Source organism: Ralstonia sp. 22111 (assembly GCF_052045895.1).
In the GTDB taxonomy this organism is placed as follows: Bacteria; Pseudomonadota; Gammaproteobacteria; order Burkholderiales; family Burkholderiaceae; genus Ralstonia; species Ralstonia wenshanensis.
Genome location: NZ_JBQEPR010000006.1, coordinates 125,647 through 140,655, shown reverse-complemented (window position 1 = coordinate 140,655; position 15,009 = coordinate 125,647). Strand labels below are relative to the sequence as shown.

Sequence of the window (15,009 nt, the reverse complement as noted above, 5' to 3'; positions counted from 1 at the left end):
CCGTTATGGCGAAACGAACACGTCCGTCCGGTTGGTCAGGTTGCCCGAGTTGGTCTGGATGAAGAACGGCACGAACTTCGTGCCGGTCGCCGCCAGGCCAGCGTAGTCGCCAATGAAGAAGCCCTCCGCAACGGGTGCTGTCTTCATATCGAACGGCCCGGCCAGGTGCGATTCACTGCCGAAAGATTGGCCCCCGTTGGTCGACAGCGTCTGCCAGTAGTCCGTCGGCAGTGTGGTGGTATTGCCTGCCGCCAGATTGCGCACGTCGTAGTACGTCACCGCCACCGTGCCGGCGGAATTGACGCCCACCATCGCGTTGAAGGCCGCCTTGCCTGTCGGCGTGTTCACCTGGCTTGGCGCGCTCCAGGTCCGGCCGCCGTCGGTGGAGGTCGAGAGCGCAATATCCGCATGCGCGCCACCGCTGAAGCGCCCATCCTGCCAGACCACATAGAGCTGCCCCGTGGCCGGGTCGATGGCAGGCTCGGGAATGATGTCGCCCGTGCGCAATGCCTCGCCGGTATTCGGATCTGTGACGCTCACCAGTTGCAGGCTCGCAATGATCTGCGGCTTGCTCCACGTCGCGCCGCCATCCGTCGATTTGACGAACGCCACGCTGTTGCTGCCAGCCGATCTACCCGGCGCGTGGATGTAGTTGAAGAAATCGTACAGCGCGCCGGTCTGTGCATTCACCACGATCTGGTTGCCGATGGTCTGATACTCCGACGGCGTGTTCACCATCACGCTGGGCGTACTCCAGGTCTGGCCTCCGTCCACCGTCTTGGAGAACATCCCCGGTCCACGAAACGCCAGCGCATGCTGATCCGCATACGGGTTGCCGTTGGGTTGCTCCAGACGGTCCCACACTGCGTAGGCCACGCCGCGCTTGACGGGGTCCGCCGTTACCGACTCCTTGTCGTTGAAGAACTGCGTGCTCGGTTCGTCGTCGGTGATGAGCTTCGTGAGGTGGGTCCAGCTCAAGCCGCCATCTCGTGAGACGGCTGCACCGACTGCGTTGCTGTTGTTGGTGTGGTTGAACGAAATCGACACCGAGTAAGCCGTGCCGTCCGACCCGAACGACACCCACGGATCGGAAGCCCGCTCGTACCCCAATCCACCCGCACACGTGCTGAACGGCTGAGGCACCGGCTTCCACGTGGCGCCGCCATCGAACGAAGCCGCAGACATCAGGCCATGTGCGCCGCCATTGGACCACCGGTCCTGCTGCCAGACGCCAATGTAGTTCGTTGGATTGGCGGGGTTGACCGCCACGTAAGGCTCGACTTCTGCGTTCACGTAATTCGTCCCTGGGCCGCCGACGGTACAGCCGGCAAACGGGCTGGGGCCGGAGACGAGCGTTGCCGCCCAAAGCGTCGGGCTAGCGATCACGGCTGCCGTCAGCATGCTTCTGCGCAGCAGCGCAGTCGCTCTGTTACAAGACATGAGAACCTCCTCGTTCGGAGACTGCCTAGTGGTGGACGCCCCCCTTCTTCTCGATGTGCAACGCGCGGGCAACTGGCAGCGGAGCCATACATTCGACGCTCCGCATGACCGTCACCTCGTGGCCCAATGGCGACGCGATGCCATTGCGTTCTGCCATCACGCCCATCACCGCGAAACCCGGCGGGGTCGCGGTCGGGTATAAGGCGCTCAGGCAGCCGTTGCCGCGTAAGCTTAGGAAATGCTTAGGATCGCGGAGTGAAGTAATTTTTATCGCTGTGCAAACCAAAACTAACGGTGCGCTGCAGCCAACCGTGCGGATCAAGCCCACACAGGCAAGCAAGGCAACGGTAGCTCGCCACTCGATTCATTTCGCTGCGATGCAGAAGGGGTAAGCGCTGGCCAGTCGGTCCACCGTCCGGTGGAGATCACACGCGGCGCGGCACGCTGCCTCCCCTATCCGGATGACAGTGCAAGGCAGGACTCCCACGCTGAGCTTTGAGCACGAAATAACGGACGGAGCCGCCGAGCCTCTTTTCTCGAAGTCCCGAGTTCAGAACGCGACGCGCGAGGCTTTTTGCTCGACGCATGGAGTTCAGAGCTCGGCGAACGGAGCTCAGAACTCGGCGCGTGGAGCTCAGAACTCGGCGCGTGGAGCTCAGAACTCGGCGCGTGGAGCTCAGAACTCGGCGCATGGAGCTCAGAACTCGGCGCATGGAGTTCAGAACTCGGCGTATGGAGCTCAGAACTCCACAGTTGGCGTTCTGAACCCCATGCGCAGGGACGTGCCCTGCTTACAGGAACATCCCACCCGATGCCTCGATGCGCTGGGCATTGATCCACCGGTTGTCCGGCGACAGCAACGAGGCCACCACGCCGCCGATGTCGTCCGGCACACCAGCGCGCCCCAGCGCTGTATTGGATGCCACCATCGCATTGAGGCTCGCGTTGTCGCGCACGGCACCGCCGCCAAAGTCTGTCTCGATGGCGCCCGGCGCGACCACGTTCACGGCAATGCTGCGCGAGCCAAGTTCCTTCGCCAGATAGCGCGTCAGCACCTCCACGGCGCCCTTCATTGCCGCATACGCGCCGTAGCCCGGCAGCGCAAAGCGCGCCAGCCCCGACGAAATATTCACGATGCGCCCGCCGTCCGCCATGAGCGGCAGCAGGATCTGCGTGAGGAAGAACACGCCCTTGAAATGCACGTTCATCAGTTCGTCGAACTGCGCTTCGGTGGTTTCGGCCACGGCGGCATGCACGCCCACGCCAGCGTTGTTGACGAGGTAATCAAAGCGCTCGGCCTTCCACTGCGCCAGCACGCCGCGCACGGCCTCGGCAAAGGCGGGGAACGTGGCGATCTTGCCGGCGTCGAGCTGCAAGGCGGCGGCACGGCGGCCCTGGGCTGTCAGTTCAGCGACAAGGGCATCGGCTTCAGCGCGGTTGCTGCGGTAGGTGAAGATCACGTCGGTGCCGCGCTGCGAGAGCTTCTGCACCATGTTCTTGCCAAGGCCGCGGCTGCCGCCGGTGACGATCGCGATGGGGGTATGGGTCTGCGTCATGTTTGCTCTCCGGTTGGGTTTGGTATGGGTGTCGAACACCGTGAGAGCATGGTATTGGGCGACAAAAAAAGAATAAATCTCGCTTATCCTATCGCTGTGTTTGCCCACAGATAACAATCAACCCGCCCGCCATGTCCACCAACCGACTCGAAGCCATGCAGATTTTTGTGCGCGTGGCTGAACTTGCCAGCTTCACGCGTGCGGCCGAAGCCTTGAGCATTCCCAAGCCGGCCGCCTCGGTGGCGGTGCAGCAGCTGGAAACGATGCTCGGCACGCGCCTGCTGCACCGGACCACCCGCAAGGTGCAGCTCACGCAGGACGGCCAGACGTTCTACGAGCGCTGCCAGGACCTGCTGGCCGACATGGACGAGCTGCAGACGATGTTCCGCCAGAGCCCGCAGGCGCTGCGCGGCCGCCTGCGCGTCGACATGCCGGTCGGCGTTGCCCGCCGCATCGTCATCCCAGCCCTGCCCGCGTTGCTCGATGCGCATCCCGAACTGGAAATCGAACTCTCCAGCACCGACCGCCGCGTGGACCCGGTGCGCGAAGGCTTCGACTGCGTGCTGCGCATCGGCACCCTGACCGACAGCAGCCTGATTGCGCGCCCGCTCGGCCAGTTGCATCAGGTCAACTGCGCGAGCCCCAGTTACATCGCGCGCTATGGCATGCCGAAAACGCTCGACGACCTCGACCACCATCGCATCGTCCATTACGTGCAGACGCTGGGGACGAAGTCGCCGGGGTGGGAATACACGATCGATGGCCGCTCGGCCTTCCGGTCGATGAAAGGCGCGGTCACCGTCAGTTCGGCCGAGAGCTACGACGCAGCGTGCCGCGCGGGGCTGGGGATGATCCAGGCGCCGGTGTACGCGGGGCTGTCGTCGGCGATTGCGGACGGCACGCTCATCGACGTCATGCCTGACTTCCGGCCGCCGCCGATGCCGGTGTCGCTGGTGTATCCAAACCGGCGAAACCTGCCGGTTCGGGTGCAGGTCTTCATGAACTGGATGGGCGAGTTGCTGGGGCCGTATCTGGAACCGCTGGGCACAAATGCGTAGGCGCTCCGTCTTGCAGCCGGTGTAGTCTCACGGCTTGCCGCAGTCAGCAACCTCACTCCTGCCCTGGTCATGAAAGCTCTCAGATATTGCACAACGTTCGCGCTGCTCGCCTGCGGCGTCGCCATCGCCTCTCCCGATGAAGATCGACTCGGCAAGGCGCAAGGCTATCCGCTTGCCCCAAGCGCGGCACGCATCCACGAGGCGCAGTACATCGTGGGGGCCTTCAGCGGAATGGACCGCATCTCGCCGTCTTGCGACCTGGCGCCGGCCGACAAACCGGTGCAGCTCAAAACTTCAGAAAAGGAGCCGGACGTCCGGTATCGCTTCCGCAATCGTGAGTACACGCTGGCCGACTACATGGAGCATCAGCGCGCAACCGCTGTGCTGATCGTTCAGGACGGCGTGATCCTGGCCGAGCATTACGGCTACGACCGCACGCAAGACATGCGCATGCTGTCCAACTCGATGGCCAAGACGCTGGTTGCACTGGCCATCGGCAAGGCGCTGGAGGATGGAAGCCTGCACTCGCTGGATGACCGTGTGGACCAATACGTGCCGGAGCTGGCGGGCACGCTGTACGGTGGAACGCGCATCGTCGATCTGCTGCGCATGGCCTCCGGTGCGAAGTACGTCGAGGACTACACCCCGACCGACGACCGGGCGCGCTTCCTCAAGACGGCAGCGAAGCAAGGCGTGCTCGCGGCAGCGGCCCAGGTCAACGAGCGCGCCGACGCGCCGGGCACGCGTTTCAACTACGCGGGCGCGCAAACCGAAGTGTTGGCGCTGGTGCTGCAGGCGGCTACGCACCGCAGCCTGTGCGACTTCGTTGACGACAAGCTATGGAAGCCGATGGGGGCCGAAGCCAAGGCGACCTACCTCGTGCGCCAATCCGACGGATCGGCGTTTGCACAAGGCGGCTTCAATGCGACGGCGCGGGACTACGCGCGCCTCGGTTCCATGCTCGCCAACGATGGCGTGGTGCAAGGCCGCCAAGTCGTGCCGCGTGCGTTCCTGCTCGACATGACCGACGCATCGCGCCAGCCCGATCCGTTTCGCCCGGGGCAGATGACGTATCACGGCAGCCGCTATTACGGCTACGGCTTCCAGGTCTGGCTTTTGCCGGGACAAGCGCGGCGGTTTGTGCTGCTCGGCATCCATGGACAGGCAATTTACGTGGACCCGCAATCCAGGCTCACGATGGTCCATCTTGCAGTGGGCCAGGACGCGGCCGGCGATGCGAGCGGCGCGCACCTGGGCGCTGAGCGGGAGGCGTTGTGGCGTGGTGTCGTCGAACAGTTTGGTCGATAGCGAGTGCGCTCAGAGCGCCGGCTTATCGCTGCGCTTTTTCAGATTGGCGCGCAGCGCATCGCTCATCGGCATGTCGAGGTTTGCCCCGGCCGGCGGGATGGGCGACTCGAACCACTTCTTGTACAGCGCGGTGAACTCGCCGGATTTCATCAGGCGTTTGATGGTGGCATCGACGAGCCGCTTGAAGGCGGGGTCGTCCTTGCGGACCATGCAGGCATACGGCTCGACCTGCAGGGTTTCGGCCACGACTTCGAGCGCCGCCGGATTCGCGGAGTTGGCGCGCAGGCCATACAGCAGCACGTCATCGAGCGCCAATGCCGATGCACGGCCAGTTTCGACCAGCTTCAGCCCGTCTGCATAGTCCTTGCCGGAGATGATCTGGACGTCGATGTTGTGGTCGACGGCAAATTTCTTCAGCACCTTTTCGTTCGTGCTGCCGGCTGTGCTGGCGACGGTCTTGCCGGCCAGGTCCGTGTAGTTCTTGATGCCCGAATCGCGCTTGGTCAGCAGGCGCGTTCCTGCGTAGAAGAAGTTGATTGAGAAAGCCACCTCCTTGCCGCGCGCGCTGGTGTTGGTGGTCGATCCGCATTCGAGGTCGTAGGTGCCGTTGACGAGCAACGGAATGCGGTTCGTGCCGGTGACGGGAATCGCGTCGACCTGCAAAGACGGCTTCTTCAACCGGGCGCGCACATCGTCGACGATGGCTTGAGTCAGATCGACGGAAAACCCGACCGCCTTGTTCGGGGCCAGCAAGTAGCTGAACGGAACCGCCGCTTCGCGATAACCCACCGTGATCTTGTCTGCCGCAGCGATCTTTTCCAGCGTCTGCGCGTGGATGCCCTGCGCAGTTACCGTTAGGCCCGCCACGACGAGCGTGGAAGCGAGTGTGCGTATCGTGTTCATGTGCGTCTCCGTGGATGCGTCCCGCGCTCTGTAGCTCGCTGACTCTGTTGGTTTGTGGCCGCTACAGCCCCTCTACGGAAATCTAGACGCCATGCCGTTCTTGCCATTGATGCAAGTCAACATGCCCGACACGCCTGGCTCAGCGCGCAAAAGAAAAAACGCGCCGAGTTGCCCCGGCGCGTTGTTCGTCATCGCCTGGGCGTGCGCATCGGCACGCCCTGCTCCGTCAGAACTTGTGGTTGACCCGCACGTACGCAGACTGCGCAGACACGTGGCTCGTGTTGATGGTGGCATCCACGCCCAGGGACACCGTGGTTGCCTTGGCTGCCTGGAGCGTGACGCTCGCCCCGGTTGTCAGGAACGAACGCGGCAGGTCGGTGCCCGGGGCCGCGAACACGGTGCCGTCCTGGCTCTGGACCTGGACCACGCGGCCGGCGTTCATCAGCTCGTGCGCATAGCCCACGCGAAGCTGCACGTTGACCGGCCGCACATCGCCGAAGGCCTTGTCGAGCGTGACGCCCACATACGGCTGGAGACTGCGCGCGCTGTCCGGGCCGACTTGCAGGTTCTGGCCGTTGGCACCGTTCTCGCCGAAGCCGCTGCCGCGCACATAGGCATAACGCAGCCCCACGTGCGGCGCGAGCCGAATGCCGCCCATCTCCATGGGCAAGCTGGCCTGCGTGGCGGCCGTGAATTCGTGCGCGAGATGGTCGCCTTCGGCCGTACCCACGCTGCCGAACGGCCGCTTCTGCGAGAAGAAATCAAGCCCGTAGCCGACGGTGGCCGACAGGTTGACGGCACCCATCGGCTGCGCCCCGTAAAGCGCCACACGCAGCGTGTCGATGGCGCCCGATGCGCCGGTGGTGTCTTCGCCGAGCGTGGTGTGCGTGTAGCCGCCCGCCGCGCCGACGGTGGCTGCCCCAAGGCGGCCCTCCGCTCCTGCGAGGAACCCGTAGGCATGCGTGAGGAAGCCCGGCGCATTGCCTGTGCCGCCCACCTTCGTGCTGGAGCCGCTGGCCGTAGCCCATACGTTGTTGGAGCCGCCAAGCGCGTCTTGCGGCCCGGACAACCGGCCGAGCAGCGCGGCGTTGGCGCTTTGCGCCTGCAGCAGCGCCGTCGTGCCCAGTGCCGTGTAGATGGAGGTCTTGGTCGGCGCGACTACGGTCGGGCCACCGGGTGCACCGGGCACTGTTGCTTCTGCGAGCAGCAGATCGACCGCATTCGTTCCGTAGTCCACCGAGGTCTGCAAGGTGCCGAGGCTGGCGCCGGCCGTTGCCGTGCTGACGTTGGCGAAGCGGCCCGTCACGCCGTTGGCCGCGCTCAGCACGGTGTAGCGGCGGGCGGTATAGGTGCCCGGATCGAACACGATGGCCAGCGACCCGCCGAGCGCCGCGGCACCGCCCACGCGCAGTTGCGACGCGTCCGTCGGGCTGACTTCGATGGAGAGCGTGCCGCCCGACGCTTGCGTGTAATTGCCGCCCACGGACAGCGTGCCGATGGAGCCGCCCGGCGCGACCACTCCGCTGCTGGTCACGTCGCCCGAAACCGTGCCGTGGCCGCGCAGCGTGCCAAGCGCGTTCACCAGGACATTGCCGCCAAGCACCGCACTGGCGTTTGCCGCGTCGCCAACCGCCAGGGTGCCGCCCGCTACCGTGGTCGACCCCGAGAAGCCGCTGCTGACACCGTTGAGCGTGAGCGTGCCCGTGCCCTGCTTGATCAACGACCCATTGCCGCTCAGGCTGCCGGTGAAGGTTTGGGACGAGTCGTCAGCCAGCGTCAGCGCACTGCCGTTCAGCACCACGCGGCTGCCGGCGACGCCGGAGAGATGCGTGACCGTCTGGTTGGCCCCTCCGGACAGATCGAGTGTCGAGCTGGCTCCCGTAAGCGTGACGCTCGTAGCCGAAGCCAGGCGGCCGGCGCCCGTCAACGCCAGCGTGCCAGCGTTGATGGTCGTTGCCCCGCTATAGGTGTTCACGCCGGACAGCGTTTGCGTGCCGCCATCCAGCGTAAGGCCGCCCGTACCACCGATGGCGCCGCTGAACGTGCCGGAGGCATTCGCCAAGTTGAGCGTCCGGCTGCCCAGAGCCACCACGCCCGAGCCTGTCAGCGCGTTGATGGTGGCGCCGGAGGTCGTCCCGGAGATATCGAACGTGCCGTTGTTGACCACGCCCGAGGACGCCGCAATGCTGCCGGCGCCCGACAACGCGAGCGTGCCGGCGTTGATGGTGGTTGCGCCGGTAAAGCCGTTCGCGCCCGACAGCGTTTGCGTGCCACCGCTGACAGTGAGGCCGCCCGTACCGCCGATCGCGCCGCTGAATGTGCCGGTTGCATTGGCCAGCTTCAGCGTCTGGCCACCCAGCGCGACGGTGCCCGTACCTGTCAGGGTGTTGATGGTGGCGCCGGAGGTCGTCCCAGAAATATCAAACGTGCCGTTGTTGACCACCCCGCCGGAGGTCGCAATGCTGCCTGCACCCGACAGCGCGAGCGTGCCCGCGTTGATGGTGGTTGTGCCGGTAAAGACGTTTGTGCTCGACAGCGTTTGCGTGCCACCCGCCACGGTGAGCCCGCCTGCGCCGCCGATGACGCCGCTGAACGTGCCGGCTGCGTTGGCGAGCGTCAGCGTCCGGCCACCGAGGGCGACCGTGCCCGTACCCGTGAGTGTGTTGATGGTGGCGCCCCCAGTTGTGCCGGCAATATCCAACGTGCCGTTGTTCGCCACGCCGCTAGAGGCAGCGATGCTGCCAGCGCCGGACAGCGCGAGCGTGCCGGCGTTGATGGTGGTACTGCCGGCATAGCCCGCCGTGCCCGAGATGGTCAGCGTGCCAGACCCTGCCTGCACCAGATTGCCCGTGCCGCTGATGGTGCCGGCGTACGTCATCGCATCGCCGCGGTTGAAGGCCAGTGTGCCGTTGTTGACGATATTGCCCGCCACCGAGCCCGTGGTGCCGCCGTTGCCGATCTGCAGCGTGCCGGTGGTGATGGTGGTCGCGCCCGTGTAGGTGTTGTCGCCCGTCAGCGTGATCGTTCGACTGCCGGTGACACCCACGCTGCCCGCACCCGATATGACGCCTGACACCACGAGGTTCGTCGTGGTCGAATCGAGCGTGACGCGGGACGTAGCGTCGCCCAGCGTGACGTTGTTCGACAGCGAAAGGCCTGCACTGCCGGCGGTGATCTTGGCTGCTGCCCCCGCTGCTACGTCGAGGTTGCCGACGATGTTGGAACCCGTAACGAGTTGCAGCGTGTTGTTCGTCCCGTTGAACTGGATGGCTGCCGCACGCGTTACGCCGTCGCTGAACAGCCCGCCGCTGATGGTGCCGCCATTGACGATGACCGCGCCGTTGGCAATGACACCCACGCCCGCTGCACCGCCGTTGCCCGCACCGCCGGTAATCGTGCCGACGTTGGTGAGCACGTTGAACCCGGCAGCCAGATTGACGCCCGCGCCACTGGCACCAGCCGTGCTGCCGCCGCCACCGGCAGCGCCGGCTACACCGCCCACGATCGTCCCAACGTTGGTCACCTGAGTGCCGGAGCCCAAGACGAGCAACCCATCGCCGCCGCCACCGCCGCCGCCCGGGTTTCCGCCGCCCCCTCCGTTACCGCCATTGCCACCGACCAGCGTGCCTTGGTTGTTCACGTCGGCGGCAGGCGTCACCATCACCAAGGCAGCGCCGCCACCCCCGCCACCGCCGCCGTTGGAGGCTGGCCCCGATGTGCCGGCGCCCCCATTTCCGCCGGCGCCGCCCTGCACGGTCATCCCGTTGTTAACCGTGAGGCTGGTGCCGGTGGAATACACGCCGGAGCCGCCGCCACCGGCGCCGCCAGCGAAATTGAATCCGTCGAACGCTTGGCCCGACCCGCCCTGTACGTTCGTATTGACCACCGCATCGCCAGCGAGCACCACTGCCGGCGCCCCGCCGGGGCCGTTTTGGTTGCTGTCGTTCAGGGCCCCGGTGCCGCCAGTCCCGCCTGACGTTGCACCGCCAGGAATCTGCACCGTTGCGCCACCGTTGCCCAGCCCGGACGAACCGCCGCCACCGCCGTTACCGCTGCCCCCATTGCCGCTGCGGTTGGGGATGCCGGCGCCGCCGGCCGCGCTGCAGTTTGCGATCGTACTGGGCGAGCAGGTTGCGGCCCATCCGGGGAGCGCCGCACCGGCCAGCCCAAGCGATACGCCGATTGAAATGATGGAGGCTCGCCGACGCGCATGTGTCGTGTCGTTGCCGGCGTCAACGCCCCCGTGCGACGCCTTTGTACATTCGGACACCACTTGCGGAGCGCGCAAGCTGCGGCTCCAGACCAGCCGATAGACCCGGTTCATGTCGATCCCCTCGTTGTGTTGACCCATGGGTCGGGCGCTGATCGTTGAGAGGCAGGACCGTGGCGCGGGTGACCCGTTTTTTTGTGTTGTCGTTCTCTGGCGCGCCGGCTGCGGGTATTGCGTTTTCGGCTCATAGGCCGGGGCGCATGCGCGCGAAATATAACACTTGCCTAGGAAATATTGCCCGGGCTGTCGGTAAGGGTTGCTTTACGGCTGGGGGCTTGTCGCCTCAACGGAGGGCGAAAAAAAAACGCACCGAGTCGCCCCGGCGCGTTTTTCATTTTGCTGCGCAGCGGACTGCTTACGCCATCCACTTCCGAGCGTTGCGGAACATCCGCATCCACGGGCTGCTGCCGTCGCCAGCGGCTTCCCATTCCTTCGGATGCCAGCTCATCTGCACGGCGCGGAACACGCGTTCCGGATGCGGCATCAGGGCGGTGAAACGGCCGTCATGCGTCGTCACCGAAGCAATGCCCTGCGGCGAGCCGTTCGGGTTCAGCGGGTACGTCTGCGTGACTTCGCCGCGGTTGTCGACGTAGCGCAGGCCAACGGCGACCTTGCCGATGTCGCCTTGCTGCGAGAAGTCTGCATAACCCTCGCCGTGCGCGACGACGATGGGGATGCGGCTGCCTTCCATGCCCGCGTAGAAAATCGACGGGGATGCTTCGACCTGCACGGTCACCAGGCGGCCTTCGTACTGCTCCGACTGGTTGCGGGTGAACTTGGGCCATGCGCCGGCACCCGGGATGATCGGGGCGAGGTTCGCCATCATCTGGCAGCCGTTGCACACACCCAGCGCGATCGAATCGGTGCGGTTGAAGAAGGCCGCGAACTGCTCGGCGAGCATGTTGTTGAAGAGGATCGTCTTCGCCCAGCCTTCGCCCGCGCCAAGCACATCGCCGTAGCTGAAACCGCCGCAGGCGACGAAGCCCTTGAAGCTGGCGAGGTTCGTGCGGCCGGCCAGCAGGTCGCTCATGTGGACGTCGTAGGTGTCGAAGCCGGCCTTGTCCATCGCGTAGGCCATTTCGATCTGCGAGTTGACGCCCTGCTCGCGCAGGATCGCCATGCGCGGGCGGGCGCCCGTGGCGATGAACGGCGCGGCCACGTCTTCCGCAATATCAAACGTGAGCTTGGGCGAGATGCCCGGGTCTTCGGCGTCGAGGATGCGGTCGTATTCGCTCTGCGTGCACTCGGGGTTGTCGCGCAGGCTGGCGATGCGCCAGGAGACGTCCGTCCAGGTGCGTTGCAGCTCGATGCGCGACGCGCTGAACACCTTCTTGGCGTCGCGCCAGATTTCGATGTGGTCGTTGGCGTTGGGGGCGCCGATCACGTGGCTGCAGCCGGCCAGGCCGTGCTCGCGCAGCACCGCGAACACAGCGTCGCGCTGGGCCAGCGGCACCTGGATGACAGCACCGAGTTCTTCGGAGAACAGCGCACGCAAGGTGAGGTCCGCGCGGCGGCCGGAGACTTGCTGCGCCCAGTTCTTGGCGTCGCCATGATCGGCTGCATCGTCCAGCGTGAGCATGTCGACGTTGATCGACACGCCGCAGTGTCCGGCGAAGGCCATTTCGCAGACGGTCGCCCACAGGCCGCCGTCGGAGCGGTCGTGATACGCCAGCAGCGAGCCGCTTGCGTTCAATTGCTGGATGGCGGCGAAGAAGCGCTTGAGGTCTTCGGCGTCGTCCACGTCGGGCACGCTGTTGCCGATCTGCTCGGTGACTTGCGCCAGGATGCTGCCGCCCATACGGTTCTTGCCGCGGCCGAGGTCGATCAGGATCAGCGTGGTGTCGGCCGGCGCGTTAGCCGATTCGACTTGCTTGAGCTGCGGCGTGAGCGTCTTGCGCACGTCCGTCACCGGCGCAAACGCCGAGACGATGAGCGACACCGGCGCCACGACTTCCTTCGCTGCGCCTTCGTCTTCCCACTTGGTGCGCATCGACAGCGAATCCTTGCCCACCGGAATGCTGATACCCAGTGCCGGGCACAGCTCCATACCGACCGCCTTGACGGTGTCGTACAGGCGGGCGTCTTCACCGTTCACGCCGCAGGCGGCCATCCAGTTGGCCGACAGCTTGAGTTGCGTGAGCGAGTCGATCGGTGCAGCGGCGATGTTCGTGATGGATTCGCCGATGGCCATGCGGCCCGATGCAGGCGCGTTGATGACGGCCAGCGGCGTGCGCTCGCCCATCGTCATCGCCTCGCCGGCATAGCCCTTGTAGTCCAGCGTGGTGACGGCCACGTCGGCCACCGGCACCTGCCACGGGCCGACCATCTGGTCGCGCGTGTTCAGGCCGCCAACGGTGCGGTCGCCAATCGTGATGAGGAACGACTTGCTGGCCACCGTCGGATGACGCAGCACGTCGCGTGCGACAACTTCCAGGTCCAAGCCGGTGACATCGACTTCCGGCAGTTCCTGCGCGGCGCGGCGCACGTCACGGTGCATGCGCGGCGGCTTGCCGAGCAGCACGTCCATCGGCATGTTGACCGGGAAGTGCTCGGCGACGTCAGGTGCGGTGTCGCTGTCAACGACTTGCAGCTGCTGCTCGTCCGTGGCGAAACCGACCACCGAGAACGGTGCGCGCTCGCGCTCGCACATGGCCTGGAAGCGCGGGAAATCGCCGGGGGCAATCGCAAGCGTGTAGCGCTCTTGCGATTCGTTGCACCAGATTTCTGCCGGGCTCAGGCCGGACTCTTCCAGATGCACCTGGCGCAGGTCGAAGCGCGCGCCCTTCTCGGCGCCGTCGACGATCTCAGGGAAGGCGTTGGAGATGCCGCCCGCGCCGACGTCGTGGATCGACAGAATCGGGTTGTCTTCGCCCAGTGCCCAGCACGCGTTGATGACTTCCTGCGCCCGGCGCTGCATTTCGGGGTTGCCGCGCTGGACGGAATCGAAGTCCAGGTCGGCCGTATTGGTGCCGGTGGCCATCGAGCTGGCCGCGCCGCCGCCCATGCCGATGCGCATGCCGGGGCCGCCCAGTTGAATCAGCAGCGTGCCGGCCGGCAGGCCGTGCTTGTGCGTGTGGCCAGCATCGATGTTGCCGATGCCGCCCGCAATCATGATCGGCTTGTGATAGCCGCGCACGGTGCCGCCCACGTTCTGCTCGTAGACGCGGAAATAGCCGCCCAGGTTGGGCCGGCCAAATTCGTTGTTGAACGCAGCGCCGCCGATCGGACCTTCGATCATGATCTGCAGCGGCGAGGCGATGCGGTCCGGTTTGCCGACGGGGCCCGGTGCGGCTTCATCCGGGTTGCGGTGCGCCACGGGCTGGGCAGTATCGCGGGCGTTTTCCCACGACTGCACGGCTTCCGGCAGCAGCAGATTCGACACGGTAAAGCCGGTCAGGCCAGCCTTGGGCTTGGCGCCGCGGCCCGTTGCGCCTTCGTCGCGGATTTCACCGCCCGCGCCGGTGGACGCGCCCGGGAACGGCGAGATGGCCGTCGGGTGATTGTGCGTCTCCACCTTCATCAGCGTGTGCGTCAGGGCTTCGCGGGGGCCGTATTGCGGCACGCCCGTCTCGCCTTCCGTGCCTGCGTGCGCGAACCAGCGCTCGGCCATGCCGCCTTCCATCACGGCGGCGTTGTCCGAATACGCGACGATCGTGCCCTGCGGCGCGAGCTGGTGGGTGTTGCGGATCATCGCGAAGAGCGACTTGTCCTGCGTCTCGCCGTCGATGGTCCAGTCGGCGTTGAAGATCTTGTGGCGGCAGTGCTCGCTGTTGGCCTGCGCGAACATCATCAGCTCGACGTCGGTCGGGTTGCGTTCGAGCTTGCGGTAGGCGTCGACCAGGTAGTCGATTTCATCATCGGACAGGGCCAGGCCCATCTCGACGTTGGCGGCTTCCAAGGCACGACGACCAGCATCCTGGCCACCGGCGATATCGACAAAGCGCAATGCCTTGGCGGGCAACACGTCGAACAGGCCGTAGCCGGCTTCGCGCGAGTCGATGACCGTCTCGGTCATGCGGTCGTGCAGGTGCTCGGCCACGGCGGCCCGGGTGGCGTCGTCCAGATGCTTGGCAGCACCGGTCAGGCTGCGGATGAGGCCCTTCTTGCACGTGACGGTAAATTCCACGCCGCGCTCGATGCGATGGATTTGCGGCAGTGCGCAGTGGCGGGCGATTTCCGTCGCCTTGCTGGCCCACGGCGAGATCGTGCCGAAGCGCGGAATGACCACGAAGCGGTCCCCCTCGACATCGGCCGGGGCGGGCGAACCGTAGGTCAGCAGCGCTTGCACACGGGCAGATTCATCGGCCGACAGCGGCGTGTCGGCGGCCACGAAATGCAGGTATTGGGCACTGACGGCATCGATATCGGGATCGATGCGCTTGAGGGTGGAAAGCAGGCGTTGCTGACGGAAGGCGGACAGCGCGAGAGCGCCGGGAAAGCACGAGAAATGCGCCATGGTGGGCAAGGCAGGCAG

General features: G+C 65.7%; 7 protein-coding genes. 2 read left to right on the top strand and 5 right to left on the bottom strand.

Translation table 11 applies throughout. The features are described from left to right. Positions 1-3 precede the first annotated feature (3 nt). Both ACTJK4_RS16590 and ACTJK4_RS16585 read right to left on the bottom strand, forming a co-directional pair. Positions 4-1,401, bottom strand: a complete 1,398-nt coding sequence (locus ACTJK4_RS16590) for a sialidase family protein (RefSeq protein WP_440818569.1) — start codon at positions 1,399-1,401, stop codon at positions 4-6. 830 nt (positions 1,402-2,231) lie between these two features. Further along, positions 2,232-2,996 (bottom strand): SDR family NAD(P)-dependent oxidoreductase, encoded by a 765-nt coding sequence (locus tag ACTJK4_RS16585; protein WP_440818423.1) that lies wholly within the window; start codon positions 2,994-2,996, stop codon positions 2,232-2,234. A gap of 131 nt (positions 2,997-3,127) precedes the next feature. On the opposite strand from ACTJK4_RS16585, the gene ACTJK4_RS16580 reads away from it, so the two are divergent. Both ACTJK4_RS16580 and ACTJK4_RS16575 read left to right on the top strand, forming a co-directional pair. Beyond that, complete coding sequence (locus ACTJK4_RS16580) at positions 3,128-4,054, top strand: LysR family transcriptional regulator (protein WP_440818422.1); 927 nt, start codon at positions 3,128-3,130, stop codon at positions 4,052-4,054. A gap of 69 nt (positions 4,055-4,123) precedes the next feature. Further along, the gene (locus ACTJK4_RS16575) at positions 4,124-5,362 is read left to right on the top strand and encodes a serine hydrolase domain-containing protein (RefSeq protein WP_440818421.1); all 1,239 of its coding nucleotides are present in this window, start codon (positions 4,124-4,126) and stop codon (positions 5,360-5,362) included. 9 nt (positions 5,363-5,371) lie between these two features. Here the strand turns inward: ACTJK4_RS16575 and ACTJK4_RS16570 are convergent, their stop codons facing one another. The 3 genes from ACTJK4_RS16570 to purL all read right to left on the bottom strand — a co-directional run bounded on the left by ACTJK4_RS16570 (position 5,372) and on the right by purL (position 14,991). Then, positions 5,372-6,265, bottom strand: coding sequence for a transporter substrate-binding domain-containing protein (locus ACTJK4_RS16570; protein WP_440075953.1), 894 nt, complete (start codon positions 6,263-6,265; stop codon positions 5,372-5,374). A gap of 226 nt (positions 6,266-6,491) precedes the next feature. Beyond that, positions 6,492-10,589 (bottom strand): autotransporter domain-containing protein, encoded by a 4,098-nt coding sequence (locus ACTJK4_RS16565; protein WP_440818568.1) that lies wholly within the window; start codon positions 10,587-10,589, stop codon positions 6,492-6,494. Between the two features lie 301 nt (positions 10,590-10,890). Further along, positions 10,891-14,991, bottom strand: a complete 4,101-nt coding sequence (purL, locus tag ACTJK4_RS16560; protein WP_260802423.1) for a phosphoribosylformylglycinamidine synthase — start codon at positions 14,989-14,991, stop codon at positions 10,891-10,893. Positions 14,992-15,009 lie beyond the last annotated feature (18 nt).

Coding starts and splice junctions, on each gene's coding strand:
- ACTJK4_RS16590 (WP_440818569.1), bottom strand. CDS start 1,401: ATGCTGACGGCAGCCGTGATCGCTAGCCCGACGCTTTGGGCGGCAACG.
- ACTJK4_RS16585 (WP_440818423.1), bottom strand. CDS start 2,996: ATGACGCAGACCCATACCCCCATCGCGATCGTCACCGGCGGCAGCCGC.
- ACTJK4_RS16580 (WP_440818422.1), top strand. CDS start 3,128: ATGTCCACCAACCGACTCGAAGCCATGCAGATTTTTGTGCGCGTGGCT.
- ACTJK4_RS16575 (WP_440818421.1), top strand. CDS start 4,124: ATGAAAGCTCTCAGATATTGCACAACGTTCGCGCTGCTCGCCTGCGGC.
- ACTJK4_RS16570 (WP_440075953.1), bottom strand. CDS start 6,265: ATGAACACGATACGCACACTCGCTTCCACGCTCGTCGTGGCGGGCCTA.
- ACTJK4_RS16565 (WP_440818568.1), bottom strand. CDS start 10,589: ATGAACCGGGTCTATCGGCTGGTCTGGAGCCGCAGCTTGCGCGCTCCG.
- purL (WP_260802423.1), bottom strand. CDS start 14,991: ATGGCGCATTTCTCGTGCTTTCCCGGCGCTCTCGCGCTGTCCGCCTTC.